General features: G+C 69.8%; 21 protein-coding genes and 1 pseudogene. 11 read left to right on the forward strand and 11 right to left on the reverse strand.

Translation table 11 applies throughout. The features are described 5' to 3' along the window. The first annotated feature begins 437 nt into the window (after nucleotides 1-437). Nucleotides 438-1508, forward strand: coding sequence for a helix-turn-helix domain-containing protein (locus tag IT780_RS07300; protein WP_199510614.1), 1071 nt, complete (start codon nucleotides 438-440; stop codon nucleotides 1506-1508). 236 nt (nucleotides 1509-1744) lie between these two features. Here the strand turns inward: IT780_RS07300 and IT780_RS43410 are convergent. Then, nucleotides 1745-2104, reverse strand: a pseudogene (locus tag IT780_RS43410) (GNAT family N-acetyltransferase); the annotation flags it as partial. A 492-nt stretch (nucleotides 2105-2596) separates the two neighbouring features. Between IT780_RS43410 and IT780_RS07310 the strand changes: the two are divergent. From IT780_RS07310 to IT780_RS07325, 4 genes are all read left to right on the forward strand, one after another. Next, nucleotides 2597-3766, forward strand: a complete 1170-nt coding sequence (locus IT780_RS07310) for a hypothetical protein (RefSeq protein ID WP_233412282.1) — start codon at nucleotides 2597-2599, stop codon at nucleotides 3764-3766. An 11-nt stretch (nucleotides 3767-3777) separates the two neighbouring features. After that, nucleotides 3778-4863 (forward strand): redox-regulated ATPase YchF, encoded by a 1086-nt coding sequence (ychF, locus tag IT780_RS07315; RefSeq protein ID WP_199510616.1) that lies wholly within the window; start codon nucleotides 3778-3780, stop codon nucleotides 4861-4863. Between the two features lie 147 nt (nucleotides 4864-5010). After that, nucleotides 5011-5529, forward strand: a complete 519-nt coding sequence (locus tag IT780_RS07320) for a hypothetical protein (RefSeq protein ID WP_199510617.1) — start codon at nucleotides 5011-5013, stop codon at nucleotides 5527-5529. A gap of 29 nt (nucleotides 5530-5558) precedes the next feature. Continuing rightward, complete coding sequence (locus IT780_RS07325) at nucleotides 5559-5855, forward strand: DUF1905 domain-containing protein (RefSeq protein WP_199510618.1); 297 nt, start codon at nucleotides 5559-5561, stop codon at nucleotides 5853-5855. On the opposite strand, the gene IT780_RS07330 is transcribed toward IT780_RS07325, so the two are convergent. Beyond that, the gene (locus tag IT780_RS07330) at nucleotides 5850-7205 is read right to left on the reverse strand and encodes an MFS transporter (protein ID WP_199510619.1); all 1356 of its coding nucleotides are present in this window, start codon (nucleotides 7203-7205) and stop codon (nucleotides 5850-5852) included. The two genes, IT780_RS07325 and IT780_RS07330, sit on opposite strands and share 6 nt — an antisense overlap. A gap of 152 nt (nucleotides 7206-7357) precedes the next feature. Between IT780_RS07330 and IT780_RS41675 the strand changes: the two genes are divergently transcribed. Then, the gene (locus tag IT780_RS41675; protein WP_233412283.1) at nucleotides 7358-8056 is read left to right on the forward strand and encodes a DUF6082 family protein; all 699 of its coding nucleotides are present in this window, start codon (nucleotides 7358-7360) and stop codon (nucleotides 8054-8056) included. Here the strand turns inward: IT780_RS41675 and IT780_RS07340 are convergent. The 6 genes from IT780_RS07340 to IT780_RS07365 form a co-directional block, all read right to left on the reverse strand. Beyond that, nucleotides 8022-8246: a DUF397 domain-containing protein gene (locus IT780_RS07340; RefSeq protein ID WP_307831079.1), complete on the reverse strand. Its 225-nt coding sequence runs from the start codon at nucleotides 8244-8246 to the stop codon at nucleotides 8022-8024. The genes IT780_RS41675 and IT780_RS07340 overlap by 35 nt on opposite strands. Before the next feature lie 94 nt (nucleotides 8247-8340). Then, on the reverse strand, nucleotides 8341-10425 hold the full coding sequence (locus tag IT780_RS07345; RefSeq protein ID WP_199510620.1) for a hypothetical protein: 2085 nt from the start codon (nucleotides 10423-10425) through the stop codon (nucleotides 8341-8343). Between the two features lie 47 nt (nucleotides 10426-10472). Continuing rightward, nucleotides 10473-11057 (reverse strand): phosphoesterase PA-phosphatase, encoded by a 585-nt coding sequence (locus IT780_RS07350; RefSeq protein WP_199510621.1) that lies wholly within the window; start codon nucleotides 11055-11057, stop codon nucleotides 10473-10475. A gap of 20 nt (nucleotides 11058-11077) precedes the next feature. Continuing rightward, nucleotides 11078-11572, reverse strand: a complete 495-nt coding sequence (locus IT780_RS07355) for an SRPBCC family protein (protein ID WP_199510622.1) — start codon at nucleotides 11570-11572, stop codon at nucleotides 11078-11080. Beyond that, nucleotides 11556-11909 carry an ArsR/SmtB family transcription factor gene (locus IT780_RS07360; protein WP_199510623.1) on the reverse strand — a complete coding sequence of 118 codons (354 nt, stop codon included), beginning with the start codon at nucleotides 11907-11909 and terminating at the stop codon, nucleotides 11556-11558. The genes IT780_RS07355 and IT780_RS07360 overlap by 17 nt, the downstream gene beginning before the upstream one ends. A gap of 68 nt (nucleotides 11910-11977) precedes the next feature. After that, a complete protein-coding gene (locus IT780_RS07365) occupies nucleotides 11978-12469 on the reverse strand; it encodes a MarR family winged helix-turn-helix transcriptional regulator (protein WP_199510624.1) in 492 nt (163 codons plus the stop codon). A gap of 90 nt (nucleotides 12470-12559) precedes the next feature. Between IT780_RS07365 and IT780_RS07370 the strand changes: the two genes are divergently transcribed. After that, on the forward strand, nucleotides 12560-13129 hold the full coding sequence (locus IT780_RS07370) for an NADPH-dependent FMN reductase (protein WP_199510625.1): 570 nt from the start codon (nucleotides 12560-12562) through the stop codon (nucleotides 13127-13129). Between the two features lie 59 nt (nucleotides 13130-13188). Here IT780_RS07370 and IT780_RS07375 read toward each other — a convergent pair whose 3' ends face one another. Further along, on the reverse strand, nucleotides 13189-13650 hold the full coding sequence (locus IT780_RS07375; protein ID WP_233412284.1) for a lamin tail domain-containing protein: 462 nt from the start codon (nucleotides 13648-13650) through the stop codon (nucleotides 13189-13191). Between the two features lie 263 nt (nucleotides 13651-13913). On the opposite strand from IT780_RS07375, the gene IT780_RS07380 reads away from it, so the two are divergent. From IT780_RS07380 to IT780_RS07395, 4 genes are read left to right on the forward strand one after another with little or no spacing between them, the layout of a single operon-like run. Next, entirely contained in the window at nucleotides 13914-14708 is a 795-nt protein-coding gene (locus IT780_RS07380) for a G5 domain-containing protein (protein WP_233412285.1), read from the forward strand. Nucleotides 14709-14751: 43 nt separating this feature from the next. Continuing rightward, complete coding sequence (locus tag IT780_RS07385) at nucleotides 14752-15498, forward strand: class I SAM-dependent methyltransferase (protein WP_199510628.1); 747 nt, start codon at nucleotides 14752-14754, stop codon at nucleotides 15496-15498. Then, nucleotides 15495-16337: a nucleotidyltransferase domain-containing protein gene (locus tag IT780_RS07390; protein ID WP_199510629.1), complete on the forward strand. Its 843-nt coding sequence runs from the start codon at nucleotides 15495-15497 to the stop codon at nucleotides 16335-16337. Before IT780_RS07385 ends, IT780_RS07390 begins: the two co-directional genes overlap by 4 nt. Continuing rightward, nucleotides 16334-17071 (forward strand): Type 1 glutamine amidotransferase-like domain-containing protein, encoded by a 738-nt coding sequence (locus tag IT780_RS07395; RefSeq protein WP_199510630.1) that lies wholly within the window; start codon nucleotides 16334-16336, stop codon nucleotides 17069-17071. Before IT780_RS07390 ends, IT780_RS07395 begins: the two co-directional genes overlap by 4 nt. On the opposite strand, the gene IT780_RS07400 is transcribed toward IT780_RS07395, so the two are convergent. Then, nucleotides 17068-18771, reverse strand: a complete 1704-nt coding sequence (locus tag IT780_RS07400; RefSeq protein ID WP_199510631.1) for a ThuA domain-containing protein — start codon at nucleotides 18769-18771, stop codon at nucleotides 17068-17070. The genes IT780_RS07395 and IT780_RS07400 overlap by 4 nt on opposite strands. Further along, entirely contained in the window at nucleotides 18768-21590 is a 2823-nt protein-coding gene (locus IT780_RS07405; protein WP_199510632.1) for a PQQ-dependent sugar dehydrogenase, read from the reverse strand. Before IT780_RS07405 ends, IT780_RS07400 begins: the two co-directional genes overlap by 4 nt. Between the last annotated feature and the right edge of the window lie 245 nt (nucleotides 21591-21835).

Genomic DNA, 21835 nt, shown 5'->3' on the forward strand with positions numbered 1-21835 from the left:
CGCTAGGGTGAACACAGGTGACTCTTTTCGCTGGTGAGCGGGAGGGCGTTGCCGTTACAGACACACCTCCGGCGGCCACCGGGGGTGTGTTGCCGTTCGAGGGCCGTTGGCTCGGTCGCCTCGCATGCCTCGCATCGTCGCGGGCCTCGCCTGATCACAGCCGCGCGTGCCGCTGGTGGTGCCCGCTGCAAGCCGCCGGGTCGTCGCTTTCGGATCATGGGACCTCCGGCCGGCTGATGGCGATTCAGCAACGCTCTGCTTCGACGCTAAACTTCAGCGCTGAACTGAAGCAATACGCATTCCGCGCTTCGGTGAGCGCTATGCACATGATTGAGTAGGTCCGCCTCAGCAAAGGGTCGCAATCAGCGGTATCTGCGGGACGGCGCTCGATCAATAGTTCAGCTACTAAAGTGAACGCAACTGAAGGGCTGAATCCAATGGTTGCGGACGCGATGGGCGCGCGGCTGCGCAGGCTGCGCACGGAAGAATTCGGCGAGCGAAAAGTCGCCCAGAAGGCGCTCGCGATGGCCCTCGGCGTCAGTGGGCCCCTGGTCTCCTCCTGGGAGAAGGGCAACGCCGTGCCGCCCGACGAACGCCTGGAGACGTACGCCCGGTTCTTTGCGTCGGCCCGCTCCATGCGAGACGGGCACCCGCGGCTGCTGTCCGTCGGGGAGTTCGACGAGCACGAACGCCGCCGCTACGCCGAACTCCTCAGCGAGCTGACGTCGTTGCGCCCCGCACGCAACGGCCCGCCCGCCGGACGCGAGACCCGGGTGACCCGATCGCCGTGGGAGGGCATGTGGCACTTCGAGGACCGAGCCCCGATCACGCTCGTCTGCGCCCGCCTGCCGAAGAGCGCTCGGGCCAGCGCCGTGTACACGGACTCCGGCAGCCCGGACTACGTCGAGCTGTATTCGTACAGTGATCTGGATGCGCTGATGGAGCTCTACGGTCACGTATACGCGGCCAACCCCGGCGTACGGGTCAGCCGCGTGCTCGCCGACGTGCTGACCCAGGACGACATCACCAACCATCTCGTCCTTCTGGGTGGCGTCGACTACAACCCCATGACACGTCTGGTGATGCAGGAGTTGAGTCTCCCGGTGAGTCAGGACAGGCGCGAGGGCGGCGATTCGGACGTCGGGTGTTTCCGGGTCACCGACGAGAGCGGCGCGACCCTCAGCTTCCCCTCGACGCTGGAGGGTGCGCGGCCGAACCAGCGGCTCACCGAGGACGTGGCGCAGTTCTGCCGCGGGCCCAACCCCTTCAACCGCAAGAGGACGGTCACCATCTGCAACGGGAACTACGGCCGCGGGACGTACGCGGCGGTGCGTACTCTGACCGACCCGCGCTTCCGGGACCGCAACCGTACGTACATCCAGGCGCGGTACTCGGCGGGGGACACGTACAGCATTCTGGCCCGCGTCACCATCGTGAACGGCAAGGTCATCACTCCGGACTGGACCGTCGAGGGCACCGTCCTGCACGAGTGGCCGCTCGAAGCATGATCATTGTTGCTGCGTCCGGACCGGAGTGATACTTCCGGGTTTCGTCTGATCACGAGCCTGCGGTGCGGCGGGGGGATGAGCTGTTTCATGAGCACCCGGCATCGGTCGGGCTCCGCCGATCCCACCGTGCCGCCGCCGTCATATTCGACTTTCGTGGTGTCCAGTGGCTCGTCACGCCAGCGTCGGTAGCCGATCCGGCGGTACAGCCGCTCGGCGCCCTCATTGTCCAGTCCCACGCCAAGCACAATCGTGGTGAAGCGTTGCCGGCGAAGACGGTTCTCGATCGCGTTCATCACCCAGGTGCCGATGCCTTGGTGACGCAATGCCTCCGGCACCTGCAGGTGTGTGAGGAGCCGTGCGGTGGCAGGCGGGAACCGGGAGCGCAGTTCAGTCTCGTCGCTGCCGACCGGTCCCAAGGTGGCGGTGCAGAGGACCTCTTCACCGCGCCGGGCGACCACAAGCTCGGTGCCGGTGTGCGAGCCGGCCAGGAAGTGAGCGAAGTATCCTTCTTCGCCCTCGAACACTTTGGCCAGGGCGTCGACGTCCGCCGCGCCGGCGCGGAATAGCTCAATGCCGGTGATCACGAACGACATCATCTCGAATCATGAAACCACTCCATGCGCATCGGGATACCTTCACTTCACCCCGTTGCCGTTGGTGACTTCTGCTTGTGCTCATCGTGTGGATCAGCTATGGCGCGGGTGCTCTGGATGATCTTTCAGCCGGCGGATTCACTCCGCGGGAGCGCTGTCACATGAAGGGTATGCTCCATGCTTTCATCCGGCTAGTATGGCGCTTGGATGAGTGGCCGGTGAAGTCTTGCCGGTGGATGCGTTTCGCAGACGGAATACGACCGCGCTGTGGGAGCGGTCGACGGTAACGGAGACGACGGCGTCGACGGTCTGCCCGCGCTCATCCGAGATCAGGATCGCGATAGTCCCTGGGATTCGCCGTATCCGACGGGCTGGAGGGCACGTGAGACGTCAAGAAACAGCCGTTGATCTGCCATTCGCCCGTTCGTCGATCTTCTTCGAGGAATCCGGACACTCCGACGACTGCGCCGGTCAGTCGTATCCGTCGGTGCATGAATGTTCGACTGCCATATGATCGATTTTCTCGATCATCTCGAAGGGTCAGCCGGACCGGCGGCACGCGTCCGTCACCGCCCCTCCCATCGCGGTCTGCTCGTGCAGCCCGGCATTGTCCAACCGGCGGATGTATCGGCCATCGCAGTGCCCACGAACCGCGACGCGGCAACGATGCGTGATTCGCTCCGGCTGGCGGAGGAGTTGGGCCGCCCCTTGGTAGCGCTCTGCAGCCAATGGTCGTTGGTCGAACGTGTTCTTCGCGAAGCCCGGGCATTCGAAGTCACCGTCGTGGTGGTGGACGTGGCGGGTGCGACCCAACTGCCGAAGTTCCGTTGCGACGTGCTCGTGGCCCCGATGCGAGGTCTCACCCGGCTCAACGATGTGAGCTTGAAGCGGAACCTGAGCCTGGCGGTTGCGCGCATGCTGCGTTGGCGGCGGCTCGCCTTCCTCGACGATGACATCACCGATCTGAGTGCGGACGCCATTCGCGCCGCCGGCGGGATGCTGAGCCGGCACAACGTTGCAGCGTTGGAGAATGTCGGCTTCCCGGACAACTCCGTGGTCTGTCACACGCGCCGGGAGGTCGGCATGCTGCAGGACACCTTCGTCGGGGGCGGTGCAATGGCCGTGCGAGTCAACCAGCGGACCCCTTTCTTCCCCGCGGTCTACAACGAGGACTGGTTCTTCCTCGTAGGCCGACGTGCCGTGGAGCGGGTGGCGGTCTGCGGCAAGGTCAGCCAGCGCGAGTACGACCCATATCTGTCGCCGGAGCGGGCCCGGTCGGAGGAGTTCGGCGACTGCCTCGCGGAGGGCCTGTTTGCGCTTTCCGAGCAGGATCGTCCCGCCGAGGCGGCTGACGAGGCCTACTGGCGGGCGTTCCTCGACGACCGGATCCTCATGATCGACGACATCCTCGAACGCCTCGCCGCGACACCGCCGAACGAACGGCGGCACCGGATGGCCCAGGCGCTGCGGGTGGCCCGCGGACGCTGCCGGATCATCGACCCCGCGTTCTGCGTGCGCTACCTGGCGGCGTGGCGGGCGGACCTTGACGTGTGGAAGCGGTTCCTCGCCGGCCTGCCGGTCATCGACGATCCCGTGGCGGCCTTCGCGCACCTGGGGCTCAAGGCGTACGTGCACCCCGCTCGGAGCCGGCGGCCAGGCCCGTAGACTGGTCTGTCGTGAGCCTCTCCATCGGGATCGTCGGCCTGCCCAACGTCGGCAAGAGCACCCTCTTCAACGCCCTGACCAAGAACGACGTGCTCGCCGCGAACTACCCGTTCGCGACGATCGAGCCCAATGTCGGCGTCGTCGGGCTGCCTGACGAGCGGCTGACCCGGCTCGCCGAGATGTTCGGCAGCGAGAAGACCATCCCGGCGCCCGTCTCGTTCGTCGACATCGCCGGCCTGGTCCGCGGCGCGTCGAAGGGCCAGGGCCGCGGCAACGCGTTCCTCGCGAACATCCGCGACGCCTCGGCCATCTGCCAGGTCGTCCGCGCCTTCTCCGACCCGAACGTCCTGCACGTCGACGGCAAGGTCTCCCCGGCCGACGACATCGAGACGATCAACACCGAGCTCATCCTCGCGGACCTGCAGACGGTGGAGAAGGCCCTGCCCCGCCTGCAGAAGGAAGCCAAGCTCAAGAAGGACCGCGCCCCGGCGGTCGCCGCGGCCGAGGCGGCGTTCAAGCTGCTCAACGACGGCACCACCCTGTACGCGGGCGCCAAGGCGGCAGGCATCGACCTGGACCAGCTCGCCGAGCTGCACCTCCTGACGATCAAGCCCTTCCTGTACGTCTTCAACGTCGACGAGGCCGAGCTGGGCAACGCGGCGTTCCTGGACGAGATGCGCGCCCTCGTCGCCCCGGCCGAGGCCATCTTCATGGACGCGAAGATCGAGTCCGAGCTGATCGACCTCCCCGAGGACGAGGCGATGGAGCTGCTCGAATCCACCGGCCAGACCGAACCGGGCCTCAACCAGCTCATCCGCGTCGGCTTCAGCACGCTGGGGCTGCAGACGTACCTGACGGCCGGCCCCAAGGAAGCCCGAGCCTGGGTCATCCCGGTCGGCGCGACGGCCCCGGAAGCGGCGGGCGTGATCCACTCGGACTTCCAGCGCGGCTTCATCAAGGCCGAGATCGTGAGCTTCGAGGACCTGATGGCGGCCGGCTCGATGGCGGCGGCCAAGGCGGCGGGCAAGGTCCGCATGGAAGGCAAGGACTACATCATGAAGGACGGCGACGTGGTGGAGTTCCGCTTCAACGTCTGACTCCGGTGGCGGGGATTGCCGTGACGTCGGCATCCGCCTATCGGCCCGATCGTGCCCCATCTGGATCCGCTCTTCAGTGGCGCGGGCGTGCATCGGTGTCCTCCGTGACCATGGAGGACACACGATCAGTCGACAGATGGAGCCCAGATGTTGCCGACGTACGTGGCCTCCGCTGCTCTGGTGGCCTCGGTGCTGTCGTTTGTTTTGAACTATCGGGTGGCGTCCGGATCGGACCGCCGGGCCCGCATGCCGGTGCTCGTGTTCGTCTATGAGCCCCATAAGGGCTGGTTCTTGCGTAACGTCGGCAACGGTCCGGCACTCAATGTTGTCGTCGCCGAGTCGGACCGGTACGAGAACTGGCTCAACCCGGTGCGGATTCCCCCGCTCGGCAAGGACAAGGAGATTCTTCTGCCGTGGGTGGAGGGGGACCACAAGCTCGGGGCCACGTACGAGGACTTCTTGAAGGCTGATGCCGGGCGGCCTCGGGTGTTCACCGTCATCTGCAGCTTCGACCTGAACGAGACCAGCTTGGGATCAACCCTGCGTAAGTGGGCCGACAACGAAGTCAGGCCCTACTGGGAGATCGAGGAGTCCGTCAGGGAGAACAAGCGTGGAGGGTTGTTCCGGGCCATGCGGTGGCGGATGCCGCCTGGTGTGGGCGAGTAATCGACGCCCGGCTGGTTGAATACCTTTCCGTGGAGTGGGCGTTCGATGCGGAGATCATCGAGTGGCGTGGGCCGGCGCCGTACTACTTCGTGGCCATGTCCGCGGCCGACAGCGCCGAGCTCAAGGAAGCGGCCCGGTCCCTCATCTACTGGGGTCAGGTTCCCGTGCGGGTCGTCATCGGCGACACGGAGTTCCGGACCGCGCTCTTCCCCCGTGACGGCCGCTACCTGGTCCCGCTCAAGGACGCCGTCCGGCAGGCCGAGGGTATCGGCGAAGGGGACGTCGTGGCGGTGACGCTGCGTCCCGGCCGGGAGCCGGCTTCATGACGTGGTGACGATCCGGTCCCCTGACCGGGACGGCGCTGAGGTGCGGACGCCGACCACGATGGCGAGAACCCCCAGCGCCGTCGTGAAGGCGAACGGTGCCACGAACGGTATGACCGTGAACAGCGCCCCCGCCGCCGCGAGCGACGCACTTCCGCCCACCGCGTCGGTGATGCTCTTGGCGGCCGTGTTGAAGCCTTCCTCACCCGGCCGTGACCAGGCCAGGACCAGGGCGCTGATCCGCGGGTAGAGCGTGCCCATCCCCCCGCCCGCGAGGAACCACCCGGCCGCCGCGGCTGCCGGGTGGAGGTGGAGCGCTGCCGTTGCCAGTTCCGTCGCCGCGCCCGCCGCGAGCAGGGTGGTGCCGGCGCGGATGGGGGTGTCCGGGGTGAGCCGGTCGCCGAGGCGCGATTGGACGGCGGAGGCGATCGCCCAGGCGACCGCGCCCGCGGTCAGGGTGATGCCGGACAGCCAGGTGGGGACGCCGTAGCGGTCGTGGAGGAGGAGCGGCAGGTAGACCTCCGTGCCGAAGAAGACGCCGCCGGCGACCGCGCAGAGGGCCACCGCCGCCGGGAGGCCGCGGGCGATCCGGTACGTGCCGTCCGGTACGAGGTTGCGCAGCGCGACCACCACGACGGCGAGGGTGGCCGGTGCGATGGCCCAGGCCAGGCCGGCGCCGATCTCGGCGAGGGAGCTGAGCACGGTGACGCCGAGCGCGACGATCGTGGCCTGCCCGGCGCGGCGGACGTCGGCTGCCGAGGCGGGGATGCGGTCTGCGGGCGTACGGTCGCGGCCGCGCAGCGCCGGCAGCACCAGGGTCGTGGCCACGGCGACCAGGATGAGGACGCCGAGGAAGACCCAGTGCCAGCTCAGCGCCTCCGCGGTGAGGCCGGCCAGCGAGGGGCCGATGAGCGAGGGCAGGACCCAGGCGGTCGCGAACGCGCCGAAGATCTTGATGTGCAGCTCGGACGGGTAGACCAGCGCGATGAGGACGTACAGCGCCACGGTCTGGCCTCCGCCGCCGAGGCCCTGCAGGAAACGTCCTGCCACGAACAGCGGCATCGAGGTGGCCGTGCCGGCGAGGGCCAGGCCCGCGCCGAAGGTCAGGATCGCGCTGAGCAACGGTACGGCGGGGCCGCGCCGGTCCGCCCAGGCGCCGAAGGTGACCATGCCGACCACGCCGGCCGCGAGGGCCGCCGAGAAGGCGAGCGCGTAGAGGCCGCGCCCGTTCAGGTCGGCCGTCACGTCCGGCATGATCGTCGTCACCGCCAGCGACTCGAAGGCGGCCAGGAAGACGAGACTCCAGGCTCCGATGGTGGTCAGGGCGTACGGCCGCCGCAGGATCGCGCTCACCGACGCAACCTAGAACCTCATCCCCGGTTGAACTCAAGTCCGGCCTGCAACCCTGGGTGGAAAGTGATGTCCATCAATCACTTGGAGCCCATGGGGAGGCCTGCGCCGTGTATCGACGTTCTCGTTTTCCGCGTGCCAGCACCATCAGAGGGATGCTCTTCGTCGCCGTCCTTGTCGGTGCGACCCTCGTGGTGCTCGGTTTCCCTCTCGTGATGCTCCACCTGTCGGGCAGCCGGCTGCCATGGGACCGCATGGCGGACATCGGCGACGCCTATGGCGGGGCGTCGTCGCTGCTGTCGGCCGCTGCTCTGTGCGGTGTCGGCGCCTCGCTGGTCTATCAGCAGCGGCAGATCCGCCAGGAAGCCATGATGATCGAGCGGCAGCAGCACTTCGAGCTCATCAAGCTGGGGCTCGAGGACCCGCATCTGCTCCGTGCACTTGACCGTGACCTCGCCGATTCGCCGGTCGGACGGCAGATCGCGTACCTCAACCTGCTCATGAACTACTGGCTGGCGATGTGGGAGATCGGCGAGGTGGACGACGAAGAATTGTTCGGCCTCGCGTCGGGGATGTTCCGCTACGGCGTGGCCCGCGACTGGTGGAAGCAGTACGGACCCACGTGGATCGGCACCCGCGTACGCCCTCGTCGTCAGCGGTTCATCGAGGTGGTCTCCGCCGCCTGCGCTGCCGCGTACTCGCCACCGCCACCGCCACCGCCACCGTCGCCGTTAGCGGAAGCGGAGCGGCGGAGCAGCCGATGGCGGCATGTCGTCGCCGTCGGTGTCCCGGTCGCCTGCGCCGGTATCGCCGTCGGCGTCAGCCGGCTGCGGCGGGACCGCCGGGGCCGCTGAAGGCATCGCGCTTGACGTGAGCCACGAATTGCCGCCATGACTCGGACGGGAAGGACAGGACCCCGCCGCCGGGGTTCTTGGAGTCGCGGATGAGGATCTGCGGCCCGGACACCGCCACTTCGACGCAGTGGCTGGACGCCCCGGAGCGGGAGCTCTTGAACCAGTCGCGGGTCAGCGGCCGATCAGTCACGTGGTGATCCTGTTCCTCGATGCCTGGAGCGAAGGTGACGCCTCCTCGGAAGAACGATCCAAAGGCAGGAGCGTTACGGACATATAGGGTGAATTTACTTCACGTCGACGTAGTCGCCGGCGCTGGTTGCTGCTGCCGATGTGGTGTCGGTGGCGTACGTCCAGCGGAACGAGCCGTCCGCTGAGGCCTTCACCGTCGTCTTGAGTTTGCCGGTGGAGTCGGTCGTGGCGGTCTTCACCGTCTTCCACGTGCTCGTTCCCGCCTTCAGGTACTGGAGCACGACCGACCGCCCGGTGTACGCCCGGAAGGTCCACGTCCCCCAGTCGGCCCGGGTGAGGGCGCCCGTGATGGTGATGGTCTTGCCCTTCTTGACCGGCTCCGGGGTCGCGTCCGCGGTGAGTTTGGTGGTGCGCTTCACGGCGACCGAGCCCGCGGCGTGCCGGTCGGTGTACCCGGTGCCGTCGGTGGCGTCGGCCCAGGCGGCGAGTTTCCAGGTACCGGCGAGGGCGTTGGCGGGCGCGTCGAGTTTGACGTTCATCGTGTAGCGGGCCGTGCAGCGGGAGGTCGTGTCGCTGGTCCTGGCGCAGTCGGCGGGTCCGTCGGCGAGCGCGACGCCGTCGGGGGTGTCGTAGCTGCCGTGGTACAGGTAGGCGTCGCCCCCGCTGATGCCGGCCGGGTCGGTGGCCGTGAAGGTCGCCGTGAACGTGGCCGTTCCCGAGGTGCCGAAGGCGAGGGCCTTGCCGCCGTTGACCGCGACGTTCGAGAGCTTCGTGGTGCCCGCGCTCTCGTCGCCGGCGGCGGCCGGGCCGCCGAAGGCGCGGATGACGGTACGGCGAAGCCGCCCACCCTGGTCGTTCGTGGCGGTGACGCGCAGGGAGACGTACGCAGCGGTGACGCCGAACGCGTCGGCGGGTACGTCGGTCCACGTGGCGCCGTCGTCCGTCGAGTATTCGAGGGCCGTCACCGTGGCGCTGCCGCCGCCCCGGGTTGCCGCGTGGGCGGTGATCCGGGTGGAGGCCGTCCGGTTGCTCGAGGTGAGGCCGGTGACGGTGAAGCCCGCGTCGATCAGGGGCACCGGACCGTCCGCGGGCGCGGTGAACGTCCACTCGCTGCGGACCTTCGTGGACAGGTGGGACCACGGGACCCGGCGGGTGACCGTCTGGTCGAAGTGGTGGGTGTCGCCGTCCGAGGTGAGCGTGTGGGTCTCGCGGGCCCGGCCGTCGGTGCCCGGGTTGCCGGCCGCATCGGCGTACGAGATCGGCTCGTTCATGCGGAGCTCGCCGCCCACCCGGGCCGACGTTCCGGGGGCCGGCCCGAACGGCCCGGTGCCGACCGTCGTTCCGGGGTGGGTGCCGGCGGTCAGGGTGCGGTCGGGCAGCGTCAGGTAGCTCTCCGCCGAGCCGTACGTCAACCGGCGCTGGAGGGCCACGCCGGGGGTGACGTATTCGGTGACCGTGCCGGGCAGCAGCACCTTGGACTCCACGTAGGAGCCGCTCCAGCCACCCTTGACCGCGGAGCCGAGGGCGCCCGCCGTGCCGGGGCCCTGTGCACCCAGGGTGGTCGCCGTCTTCGCAAGCTTCGCGCGGGTCACGGACACCGTCGGCGTGGCCGGCACGGTCGTGGCGAACGAGTGGTACAGGTCGTAGCGGTACGACTTCGGTGTGGTGAGGATGTCGTGGATGCGGAGCGAGACGCCCGCGACGCTGAACGGGGTGACGTAGGTCTTCGCGGGCCCGCCGCTGGCGAAGCCGGCGACGCCGCCGGGCGTGGTGAGCCACACCGCGGAGGTGAACCGGGTGGCGGTGGTGTCGTCGGGGACGATGCGCGTCTCCTTGGCGGCCTTCTCGTCGAAGGTCACCGTCAGCCCGGCGTTGGTCACCTTGAACGTCTTGACGAGCAGGTAGTTGCGCTGGCGGAAGTAGCCGTACCGGGCCACGGCGAAGTAGTCGCCGGGCGGCAGGCTGACCGTGCCGGTGGTGCTGTCCGCGTCGCCCTGGACCACGCGGTACGTCCAGGTCGCGCGGTCCCAGACGTACAGGAATCGGCCGGACAGCTTTGCCGTCGCCGAGATGGACAGTTTCACGGAGTAGGTCGGCGCGGCGGCTGCCGGCAGCGGCGCGAGCACGACGAGGAGGCAGAGGATCAGTCCGGACGCGACGCTGCGAAACCGTCTCACCATGGCGGCCACAGTAGAACGTGGTGTGCCGGGGCGCCTCACCCTAAAGGTCACTGCCGCAGGGCGGGGAAGACCGTTCCTGCGATCGCCGCGCCGACGGCGGCGCCGGCCACCACCTGGGCGATCGTGTGTGCGGAGAGGCGTACGCGGGCCCAGCAGGCCAGCAGCACGAACGGCACGCTGAGCAGCGCGGCCGGGCCGTACACCGCGGTCAGCGTCGCGGCTGTGCCCGCGGCCACGCCGGCGTGGATGGACATCTTCCACCAGTGCGTGACCGCCGTGAAGACGACGAGGCCCGCGCCGCCCGCCGCCAGCAGGGCGACGACGTCGCGCGGCGCGCCGAGGACGATCAGCGCGACCAGGCCCGCGGCCACCGAGGCGATGCCGATCAGGAGCGGGACGAGGCGGTGCTCGCGTTCGGGGATGTGGTGGCTGGTCAGCCTGCCCTGACGGACGCCGCGGAGCACGTACGCCAGGGGGATGCCCGCCGCGAACAGGGCGCCGGGCAGGCCCCACCAGCGCGACACCCCCGGCGCGTCCCCGGCGTGCCACCCGACGACCAGCATGAGGACCGCCACCAGGACCGCCGGGGCGAACACCTCCGAGGCGATCCGGGCGGCGCGGTCTGCTCTCACCCGTTGATCATCGCAAAGGCTCAGGTGAGCGAGGCTGCCAGCTCCTCGAGCGCGTCCATGGCCTCCTGCATGCCGCCCTCCATACCGGAGTTGACGTGCGCGTCGCGGCCCGCCTGGTCGTGGTGCTCGACCAGCATCTCCATGGCCGTACGCCCGTCCTTCTCGGTCAGGGTCATCGTGACCAGCGCGGCGTTGCCGTCGGGGTCCGGGATGCCCTCGAAGGCCTCGGTGTTCACGAGGCGTACCGGTTCCTGGATCTCCCGGTACTCGCCGTGGAAGGCGACCTCGAAGCCGGGGTTCGCGGTCATCACGTAGCGCCACCGGCCGCCGACCCGCAGGTCCACGTCGACGCTGGTCACCGTGCCGCGCTGCCCGGCCCACCAGCGCCGGATCAGCTCGGGCGTGGTGTACGCCTTCCACACCGCGCGCGCCGGGGCGTTGAACTCCCGGGTGATGAGGATCTGGTTGTCGGCCGGCAGGGTCACCTTCGCCGAGCCCTTAGTCGTCGTCGCCATCGTCTGTCTCCGCCTTCCCAAGGTCGTCCAGTACGTCGTCCATCAGGTCGAACCGCTCGTTCCACAGCTGCTCGTACGCCCGCAGCCAGTCGTGGATGGGCTGCAGCGGCCCGGGGTTGAGCCGGTACATCCGTTGCCGCCCCTCGTCGCGGACGTGCACCAGGTCGACCTCGCGCAGCACGCGCAGGTGCTTGGAGACCTGGGGCTGGGCGAGGCCGAGCAGCTCGACGAGCTCGTTGACCGGCCGCTCACGGGCCCGCAGGAGGTCGAGGATCTGCCGCCGCCGGGGTTCGGCGACGGCGTTGAACGCGTCGGTGGTGGTCGCCGCTCGTGCCATGCCGCAATCGTATACCCATAACGGAATGCGTCAAGCCGGCTGACGGGTGAGGCGGGGTGGTGCGGGGATCAGCCGGCGCAGCCGGCGGGGGCGGCCGGGCAGTCCTCGTGGCCGGTCATCGCGGTGAGGGCGCGGGCGACGGTAGGCAGGTCCAGGTCGCCGAGGTGGTCGAAGATGTGCCGGCGCACGCTCGCGAGGTGGTCCGGCCAGGCCTCGCGCAGCCGGTTCAGGCCGGCGTCGGTGAGCACGGCGTTGGACCCGCGGCCGTCGCTCTCGCAGGGGATGCGCTTGAGGTGGCCCTGCGACTCGAGCTTGCCGGCGAGCCGGGTCATGCCGCTCAGCGACATGTCGCACGCCGCGGCGAGCTCGCTCATCCGCATGATGCCGCGCCGCGACTCGGACAGGTGGCGGAGCACCTGGTATTCGCTCAGCGACATGCGCTGCTCGCGCTCGAGGTCCGCGTCGAGCAGGCGCGGGAGCACCAGCATCAGCCGGCCCAGTGCGCGCATCACCGCTTCCTCCTCGCTGCTCAGCGGTGGGGGCGCGGGTGTGGCGGACATGACTTTGATCGTACGGCCTTGACACCCGGCCGACGACAGGTATTTGCTTGACGAAGCAATGAACCTCGACACAGACCGGAGCTCGCGACCATGCCCAAGATCGGCATCATTCTCGGCAGCACCCGCCCGGGCCGTAACGGCGAAGCCGTGGCCAAGTGGGTGCTCGAGCAGGCGTCCCAGCGCACCGACGCCGAATTCGAGCTCATCGACCTTCTCGACTACAAGCTGCCGCACCTCGACGAGGCCATCCCGCCGTCCATGGCGCAGTACACGCAGCCGCACACCCAGCAGTGGGCCGCCAAGATCGCCGAGTTCGACGGCTTCGTGATGGTCACGCCGGAGTACAACCACGCGACCTCGGGCGCGCTGAAGAACGCGATCGACTTCCTGTTCGCGGAGTGGAACAACAAGGCCGTGGGCTTCGTCGGGTACGGCTCGGTCGGCGGCGCGCGGGCCATCGAGTCCCTGCGGCTGATCGCGGGCGAGCTCATGATGGCCGACGTCCGCGCGGCGGTGACGCTGTCGCTGGCCACCGACTTCGTGAACTACAGCCAGTTCACGCCGGGCGCCCACCAGGCCGGCGCGCTCACCACGATGCTGGACCAGCTGGTGGCCTGGAGCACGGCCCTGGCGCCGCTGCGCACGCCGGTCACCGCCTGATCGCCCGAAGACCGACGGGCCCGCCCGGGGAGGTGCTCCCCGGGCGGGCCCGTGTCAGTTCAGCAGCCGACCCAGGTACGGCCGGACTTCTGCCCCCACGAGCACGTGTCGAGCTGCGTGCCCGAGGCGTTGCGCAGGTACGCCGTGTCCCCGGTGTTGTTCCAGATGTAGTTGCCGCTGCCCCAGTACCGGGACTGGGTGCTGTTCGTGCCCTTGCCGGTGTGCAGCCAGAGCCGCCCGCCGTTGGCCGCGATCGTCACGCTGCCGAACTTGTAGATGTGGTTGGCCTTGTCGCGGATCGTGTAGCCGCTGAGGTTGACGGACCGGGTGCCGCTGTTCACGAGGGAGATCCATTCCGCGTTGAGGCTGGCGTTGCTGCGGGTGTCGGAGCCCGGGGAGTCGTACTGGGCGCCGTGGAACCGCAGCGAGGGGGTGGCCGCCGAGGCGGGACCGGCGGATGCGAGCGAGCCGGCGACGGCCACCACGGCCGCCGCGAGGATGCTGATCGATCTGCGCACCATGCCTCCAGATGTCGTGGGCGTGTCGCAGCATTGTGGAGAGGTTTCGCCGTGGGGCCGGTGAGGCCGGCGCAGCGGGTCGGGCGGTGTCGCATACCCGTCGGTCCGGCCACGGTCATCCTTTCGGGTGCGGCAGTGACGCTGGCCTGGCGCGCTCCCGGCCGCACAATGCTCTGGTGCTAAACCAGACATCTAGTGATTCCTGGCAGCATCTACTCGAAATGCCGCGAAAGTCTTTCTGGGCGCGTCTGCCGTTCGGCGTCCGGATGACAGCGGCCGGACTCGGGGTGCTCACGCTCGTGGGCGGCACTGCCGGTGGGTTGGTCGCGCTGACCGGCAATGAGCGGGCTGACGCCGTACGCGCGGTCGGTCAGGAGGCCGTCGCGGTCGCGCCCCTCGATGCCGCCCCGCCCGCCGAGGCGCCGCCGTCGCCGTCTCCGGCGGCTTCCAGCGCGCCCCTTCTCGGACGAGCTGCGGCGGAGGTGGAGATCCCGGCCATCACCGAGGACCGGTCCGCTCCCGGCGTGGCCGACCGTACGGGGACCCGCGCGCCGCGCCGTACGTCCACCGTGGCCGGAACGGTCCGCGAGCCCGCCCGCCTCGCCGCCACCGGGGCGGTGCCCGTACCCGTCGTGCGTAGGGCGCGGGTGTCGGAGACGCAGACGATCCCGTTCCGCACGATGCTGGTCCGCGATCCGTCCCTGCCCCCCGGCAGCAAGCGGGTCCAGACGCGGGGTGTGCCCGGCGAACGGGTGCTGCACTACGAGGTGACGTACACGGGGAGCAAGGAGACCGCGCGGCGGCTGCTCGACTCCACCGTCGCGCGTGAGCCGCAGCACCGGGTCATCGCCTTCGGCAACCGCCGGTCGGGCGGCGGCACTCACCCGGACGGTTCGTGCGGCGGCGATCAGAGCGAATGCGCACCGCTGGCGCGCAGCGCGGTGTGCAGCGACGAGACGAAACCCGAGGAGGAGGAACTGCTGGACCAGCACCTGGGCTTGCTGAGCTCCGACGACCTGGACGCCCTGGACCTCACGATGCCGTGCGAGGACGAGGAGTAATCCGCTCGCCCCGGCGGCCACCGACCGCGCAGACTCACGGTCCGTGGACACCTTCGAGGACCTGCTCGCCGAGGCCGCGGCCGTACCGGTCGAGGGCTGGGACTTCTCCTGGTTCGCCGGCCGGGCCACCGAGGCCCGCCCGAGCTGGGGTTACGCCCGGCTGATCGGCGAGCGGATGGCCGGGGCGGGCGCCGCTCTCGACCTGCAGACCGGCGGCGGTGAGGTGCTGGCCACGGTGCCGAAGCCCCCGGCGGTGCTGGTCGCGGTGGAGGCTTGGCGGCCCAACGTGGCGGTCGCGGCCCGCAACCTGCGCCCGCTCGGCGCATCCGTGGTCGAGGCCGGGGACTCGCTGCCGTTCCGGGACGCGGTCTTCGACCTGGTGGTCAGCAGGCATCCCGTACGGACGCCGTGGGACGAGGTGGCGCGGGTGCTGCGGCCCGGCGGGACGTTCCTCTCCCAGCAGATCGGCGCGGGCACCAACCGGGAACTGTCCGAGGCCATGCTCGGGCCGCTGCCACCGCCCGAACCGCAGCACTTCGAGGAGGTGGTGGCCGCCGCCGGACTGGACCTCGTGGAGCTGCGCGCCGAGCGGTTGCCGGTCGAGTTCTTCGACGTCGCCGCGGTGGCGTACTTCCTTCGCAAGGTCGTGTGGACGGTGCCGGGCTTCTCCATCGAACGGTTCCGCCCGCAGCTGCGTGCGGTGCACGAGCGGATCTTGCGGGAGGGCGTGTTCCGCTCGTCATCCCGTCGGGTGCTCGTCGAGGCGGTCAAGCCGGCTGAGGAAGGATGAGAGGCGTGGCGGTCAGCGACTCACGGCTCCAGGAGATGGCCTCGCGTCTGGTGGAGGTGCCCGGCGTGGCTGCCGTGACGCTCAGCGGCAGCCGGGCCCGTGGCACGCACGCCCCGGACTCCGACACCGACGTCGGCCTCTACTACCGCGGGACGCTCGACCTCGCCGCGCTCGGCGCGCTGGCGCGTGAGTTCGCCGGCCCCGCGGCACGGGTCACCGCGCCCGGCGAGTGGGGGCCGTGGGTGGACGGCGGCGGCTGGCTCACCGTCGACGGCGCGCCCGTGGACTGGATCTACCGGGACCTCGGCCGGGTCACCCGGGCCATCGCGGACGCCGAGCACGGCCGGTACGCCTTCCACGCCCAGGCGGGTCACCCGCTCGGCGTTCCCGACTTCACGTACGCCGGGGAAGTGGCGCTGAGCGTGATCCTCGGCGATCCCACCGGGGAGCTCGCGACCCTGCAGCAGCGCGCACGGGTCTATCCGCCGGCGCTGCGCGAGGCGCTGATCGCGGGGCTCTGGGAGGCCGACTTCCTCGCCGGGATCGCGCGCAAGGCCGTGTCCCGCGGGGACGCCGCGTACGTCGCCGGATGCCTCTTCCGGCTCATCGGGGTGTGCGCGCACGCGTTGCACGGCGCGGCGGGGCGCTGGCTCATCAACGAGAAGGGCGCGGTGGCCTCGGCGGCGGCGCTCCCCGGCGCGCCCGAGCGTTTCCAGGAGCGGGCCGACGCGATGTTCGCCTGCCTGGACGGCGACCCCGGCCACCTCGGCACCGCCCTCGACATGGCCGCCGACCTCGTGCTGGAGACCGCCGACGCGTGCGCCATGATGGCGCGATGACCGCCGACGAACCCACCATCCTCGCGACCAGCGCCGGCTTCGAACGCGGCCGGTACGGCATCTTCGACATGCGTCCCGGCCCGATCCACCGCTTCGCGGCCGAGCTGGCGAACGCCGGCGGCGACGCCCGGTTCTGCTTCCTGCACCAGGCCGTCGGCGACCCGGACAACTGGATCGGTGCTACCTACGCGGCGTTCGCGAAGACGAACTACCGCGCCTCGCACCTGCAGCTGTTCCCGATGCCGAACCACGACGACATCCGAGCCCACCTGCTCGAGCAGGACGTCATCTGGGTCAACGGCGGCAGCGTCGCGAACCTCTGCGCGGTCTGGCGGGCCCACGGCCTGGAGGAGATCCTGTACGAGGCATGGCAGGCCGGCGTGGTCCTCGGCGGCGTCTCGGCCGGCTCGATCTGCTGGCACGTCGGCGGCAGCACCGACAGCTACGGCCCGGAGCTGCGTGCTTTCACCGATGGGCTGGGCTGGCTGCCGTACAGCAACGGTGTGCACTACGACGGCGAGGAGCAGCGCCGCCCGATGATGCACAAGCTGATCGGCGACGGCACGCTGCCCGACGGGTACGCGACCGACGACGGTGCGGGCCTGGTCTACCGCGGCACCCGCCTCGCCGAGGTGGTCGCCGAGCGGGAGGGCCCGCTGGGGTACGAGCTGAAGCGGGCAGCGGACGGCTCGGTGACCGAGACGCCGCTGCCCACCCGCGTGCTCAAGAACTAGGGGAGCACCCACTTCTGGTTGGCCGCGCCCAGGCAGTCCCAGATGTGGATCTGCTGGCCGTCGGCGGAGCTGTTGTTGGACACGTCGAGGCAGCGCCCCGACTGCGGGTTGCGGACGGTGCCGTCGGCTTGTGCCGACCAGACCTGCGCCGCGCTGTTGTTGCAGGTGTAGAGCTGGACCTTGGTGCCGTTGGCCGTGGCGCCGCCCGCAACGTCGAGGCACTTGCCGAGCGCCTTGAACGTGCTGTTCGGGGTCACGGTCCAGTTCTGCGCGGCGGTGCTGTTGCAGGTGTAGAGCTGGATCTTCGTACCGTCGGCGGTGCCGGCGCCGGACACGTCGAGGCACTTGTTCGCCAGGCCGCGCACCGGGCCGGTGCGCGGGCCGGGCGGCGGGGTGGTGCCGCCCAGCTCCTTGATCCTGACGTTGCGGAACGAGACATCGTCGCCGTCACCGTGGTTCTGCAGGCCGATGTGCCCGGCCAGCGAGCGCACCGGGTCGGTGTTGGTGAAGTCGTTGATCTTCGTGCCGTTGAGGAAGACCTGCAGGTGTTCCCCCTCGACCAGCAGCTCGTAGGTGTTCCACTCGCCGGGCGGGTTCAGCGCGGCGTCGCGGGCGGCGAGGTCGGCCGACTTGAACGTGTACACGGAGCCGGTGGTGCGGTCGGCGGCGTCCGTGGCGTCGATCTGCACCTCGTACCCGTTGTCCACGGCGGACCACGGGTCGCTCGACGGCGGGAAGCCGATGAAGACACCGGAGTTGTCGTCGCCGGCCATCTTCCAGTCCAGCTTGAGCGAGTAGTTGGTGAACTGCTTCGCGCTGTACCAGAGCAGACCCATGCCGCCGGTCGACGTCAGCGTGGCGTCCGCGTTGGTGAAGGAGCCGGGCCCGGCCTGGGTCCAGCCGGTCGTGGAGCCGTTGTAGAGCGGGGTGTAGCCGGTTTCGGGACGGCAGTCGGCGTTCGCCTGACGGGCCGCGTACCGGATGCCGCCGAGCAGGTGGGCCCGGAAGGCCGGATCCGAGTACGACTCGATCGTGTGGCCGCCGCCGGTGTAGAACGACCGGCCGCCGTCGAGCGTCTTGCACCAGGCGTGCGGGTGGTCGGCGCCCATGCTACCGCCGGAGTACGAGCCCTCGTCCAGCGAGGCCAGCACGTGCGCCGTGGAGCGGGCGTTGGTGCGGTAGTTGTACCACTCGTCGGTGCGGTGCCAGCGCTGCGGAAGGTGCGCGGTGGCCGCGTGCGCCCGATCCTCGACGACCACGTCCGCGGCCTGGATCGCCGGGTGCGAGGCGAACCACGCGCCGACGAGGTTGCCGTAGAACGGCCAGTCGTACTCGGTGTCGGCCGCGGCGTGCACGCCGACGTAGCCACCGCCGCCGCGGACGTAGCCCTCGAAGGCGGTCTGCTGCGCCGCGTTCAGCACGTCGCCGGTGGTGTTGAGGAAGACCACGGCCTCGTACGGCGCGAGCCCGGCCGTGGTGAAGACCGCCGGGTCCTCGGTCGCCGTGACGGAGAAGCCGTTGGCCGCTCCCAGCTCACGGATGGCGGTGGTGCCGGCGGGAATCGAGTCGTGCCGGAAGCCCGCGGTGCGGGAGAACACCAGCACGTCGTACGGGTCGTCGGCGGCCGCGGCTGCCGGGGTGGCGAGGGCCGCAACGGGCGCGGGCAGCATCAACAGGGCGGCGAGCACTTTGCCGATCATGGGAGCACCCACTTCTGGTTGGCCGCGCCCAGGCAGTCCCAGATGTGGATCTGCTGGCCGTCGGCGGAGCTGTTGTCGGACACGTCGAGGCAGCGCCCCGACTGCGGGTTGCGGACGGTGCCGTCGGTCTGCGCCGACCAGACCTGCGCCGCACTGTTGTTGCAGGTGTAGAGCTGGACCTTCGTACCGTTGGCCGTGGCGCCGCCCGCGACGTCGAGGCACTTGCCGAGCGCCTTGAACGTGCTGTTCGGGGTCACGGTCCAGTTCTGCGCGGCGGTGCTGTTGCAGGTGTAGAGCTGGATCTTCGTACCGTCGGCGGAGGCGCCGCCGGACACGTCGAGGCACTTGTTCGCCAGGCCGCGTACGGGCCCGGTGCGCACGGTGCCCGAGCTGAAGGTGAACGCGTCCACGTCGAAGAGCGCGCCCGTGCCGCCGGAGAAGGTGAGGTAGACCGTTCCGGCGCTGGCCGGTGCGCCGCTGATCGTGCCGGTCACGTCGGTGAACGTCTCCCAGCCGCCGGTCACCGGGACCGTGGCCGAGCCGAGGATCGTGCCGGTGGGCGAGCCCGTACGGACCTGCAGCGTCCCGCCCGCGCCGCCGGAGGAGACCCGCGCGGTGAACGACGTGGCGTTGTCCAGCCGGTACGGCTCGAACGCGATCCAGTCGCCGTTGTTGATGTTGCCGACCGTCCGGCCGCCCTCGGCCTGCGTCTTGGTGATCGGGTCGACGCCGGAGGAAGTCTTGTAGTGCTCCGCCTGCCGATGCCGGGGCTGCAGGGTGTGCTGGGTGTGCGTGGTCAGCCCGCCCGCGTCGGTGTACTCGGCGTCGAAGACCGCGAAGATGTTCGCCGCCGCGTCGTGCTCGCCGTCGACCGGGATCGTGATCGAGCCGGTGCAGCCGTTCTGCGAGGTGATCTGGTGGCCGTGGCTGTCGTGGCCCAGCACGTACGTCATCTTGACCCGTCCGCAGTCGATCGACGTGTCCTCGGGATCGGTCACGGTGATCGAGAACGGGATCGTGTCGCCGTACGCGAAGAGCGATCCGTTGGTGGGGCTGTTGATCCGGACGGTCGGCGCGGTGTTGCCGACCGTGATCTGTACGCTCGCGGTTCCCGTCAGGCCCTCACCATCGGTGACCGTCAGCGTCGCCGAGTACGTCCCGTTCGTGGTGTACGTCTTCGTCGGGTTGGCCGCGGTCGAGGTGCTGCCGTCGCCGAACGCCCAGCGGTATGTCAGCGCCGAACCCTCGGGATCCGAGGAGCCCGCCGAGGAGAACGTGACGCTCAGCGGCGCCTGCCCGGACGTGCGGTTCGCGCTCGCCACCGCGGTGGGTGCCCGGTTCGAGCCGGCCAGGTAGTCGAAGCGGTAGAGCGCCGAGTTGGCGTCTCCGTTGAAGTAGCCGGTGCCGTAGTCGAGGACGTACAGGGCGCCGTCCGGCCCGAAGGCCATGTCCATGACCTGCTTGCCGCTCCACGGGAACGAGGAGATCTCGCCGACCGAGCCGTCCGCGCCGACGTGGATGGGCTTGATCCAGCCGCGGCCCAGCTCGCCGGCGAAGAAGTGGCCGTCGAGGTCGGCCGGGAACTTCGTGGGCGAGGTCAGGTTCGCGTCGAAGCGGTAGACCGGGCCGGCCATCGGGGACTCGGAGCCGCCGCCGAACTCGGGCGGGGTGCCGCTGTCACCGCCGTACTTGATCCAGGCCGGCCGGGCCGGGGGCAGCTTGGTCTGGCCGGTGTTGCGGAACGAGTTGTTCGTGGGTCCGCCCGCGCAGTCGTACTTGGGGCCGGTGCTGTTGGTGGCGAAGTTCCACTCGTTGTACGTCTCGGCGCTGGTGTTGGAGCCCGTGCAGTACGGCCACCCGTAGTTGCCGGGGCTGGTGATCCGGTTGAACTCGACCTGGCCGCCGGGACCCCGGTTCGGGTCGGTGCTGCCGGCGTCGGGACCGTAGTCACCGAGGTAGACGACGCCGGTCGCCTTGTCGACGCTCATCCGGAACGGGTTGCGGAAACCCATCGCGTAGATCTCGGGACGGGTGTTGGGCGTACCGGGGGCGAAGAGGTTGCCGCTCGGGACGGAGTACGACCCGTTCGCGTTCACCTTGATCCGCAGCACCTTGCCGCGCAGGTCGTTGGTGTTGCCGGCGCTGCGCTGCGCGTCGTACCCGGGGTTGCGGTCGGTGCGCTCGTCGATGGGCGCGTACCCGGCCGAGTCGAACGGGTTGGAGTCGTCGCCGGTGGACAGGTAGAGGTTGCCGGCCGCGTCGAAGTCGATGTCGCCGCCGACGTGGCAGCACAGGCCGCGGTCGGCGGGCACGTCGAGGACGTCCACCTTGCTGGCGGTGTTGAGGGTGAAGTCGGCGTTGAGGGTGTACCGCGACAGCCGGTTGACGCCCTGCCAGGCCGACCAGTTCGAGCCGGTCGCCGGGGCGTCGCCGGAGGGCGTGGACAGCGGCGGCGCGTAGTACAGGTAGATCTGGCGGTTGCTGCTGAAGCCCGGGTCGACGCCGACGCCCTGCAGCCCCTCCTCGTCGTGGTTGTAGACGGCGAGCGTGCCGACGACGGTGGTGGTGCCGTTGGCGTCCGTACGCCGCAGCGTGCCGTTGCGGGCGGTGTGCAGCACGGACCGGTCGGGCAGGACGGCCAGGGCCATCGGCTCGCCGACCTCGTCGACGCCCTTGGCGAGGGTGACCTGCTGGTAGTCGGTGGGGTCGATGTCGTGGGCGCGTGCGGGGGAGGCGACGGCGACCAGCAGGCCGGCCGTCAGTACGGCGACCGCGGCGCTTGATCGATATCTGGGCATACGTCGATGTCTTGCGGACATGGGGGTCCATCCCTTTCCTGACGTGGGGGAATTGCCAGGCGAGCCGCGCGGGCCCGGGGACGGCCGCGCCGCTCGTAACCGCCATGTAACGGTGAGGAAACGCTAGTTACTTCCGCAGCGGCTGTCCATACTTTCGTCCGTCCTGCATGGACTTTCGTCGATGACGACAAAAAGGTGGGGCCCCCCCCGGGGGGGGGGCCCAGTCGTTGGGGCAGGGGGGGGGAGGGCGCGGGGTTGAGGATGGG

It is taken from the genome of Nucisporomicrobium flavum (assembly GCF_016464385.1).
Taxonomy (GTDB): domain Bacteria; phylum Actinomycetota; class Actinomycetes; order Mycobacteriales; family Micromonosporaceae; genus Actinoplanes; species Actinoplanes flavus_A.

What these genes read in the sequence shown, in the direction of transcription:
- IT780_RS07300 (WP_199510614.1), top strand. Translation starts at nt 438, where the DNA reads ATGGTTGCGGACGCGATGGGCGCGCGGCTGCGCAGGCTGCGCACGGAA.
- IT780_RS07310 (WP_233412282.1), top strand. Translation starts at nt 2,597, where the DNA reads ATGTTCGACTGCCATATGATCGATTTTCTCGATCATCTCGAAGGGTCA.
- IT780_RS07320 (WP_199510617.1), top strand. Translation starts at nt 5,011, where the DNA reads ATGTTGCCGACGTACGTGGCCTCCGCTGCTCTGGTGGCCTCGGTGCTG.
- IT780_RS41675 (WP_233412283.1), top strand. Translation starts at nt 7,358, where the DNA reads ATGCTCTTCGTCGCCGTCCTTGTCGGTGCGACCCTCGTGGTGCTCGGT.
- IT780_RS07345 (WP_199510620.1), bottom strand. Translation starts at nt 10,425, where the DNA reads ATGGTGAGACGGTTTCGCAGCGTCGCGTCCGGACTGATCCTCTGCCTC.
- IT780_RS07355 (WP_199510622.1), bottom strand. Translation starts at nt 11,572, where the DNA reads ATGGCGACGACGACTAAGGGCTCGGCGAAGGTGACCCTGCCGGCCGAC.
- IT780_RS07360 (WP_199510623.1), bottom strand. Translation starts at nt 11,909, where the DNA reads ATGGCACGAGCGGCGACCACCACCGACGCGTTCAACGCCGTCGCCGAA.
- IT780_RS07365 (WP_199510624.1), bottom strand. Translation starts at nt 12,469, where the DNA reads ATGTCCGCCACACCCGCGCCCCCACCGCTGAGCAGCGAGGAGGAAGCG.
- IT780_RS07370 (WP_199510625.1), top strand. Translation starts at nt 12,560, where the DNA reads ATGCCCAAGATCGGCATCATTCTCGGCAGCACCCGCCCGGGCCGTAAC.
- IT780_RS07375 (WP_233412284.1), bottom strand. Translation starts at nt 13,650, where the DNA reads ATGGTGCGCAGATCGATCAGCATCCTCGCGGCGGCCGTGGTGGCCGTC.
- IT780_RS07380 (WP_233412285.1), top strand. Translation starts at nt 13,914, where the DNA reads ATGACAGCGGCCGGACTCGGGGTGCTCACGCTCGTGGGCGGCACTGCC.
- IT780_RS07390 (WP_199510629.1), top strand. Translation starts at nt 15,495, where the DNA reads ATGAGAGGCGTGGCGGTCAGCGACTCACGGCTCCAGGAGATGGCCTCG.
- IT780_RS07395 (WP_199510630.1), top strand. Translation starts at nt 16,334, where the DNA reads ATGACCGCCGACGAACCCACCATCCTCGCGACCAGCGCCGGCTTCGAA.
- IT780_RS07400 (WP_199510631.1), bottom strand. Translation starts at nt 18,771, where the DNA reads ATGATCGGCAAAGTGCTCGCCGCCCTGTTGATGCTGCCCGCGCCCGTT.
- IT780_RS07405 (WP_199510632.1), bottom strand. Translation starts at nt 21,590, where the DNA reads ATGTCCGCAAGACATCGACGTATGCCCAGATATCGATCAAGCGCCGCG.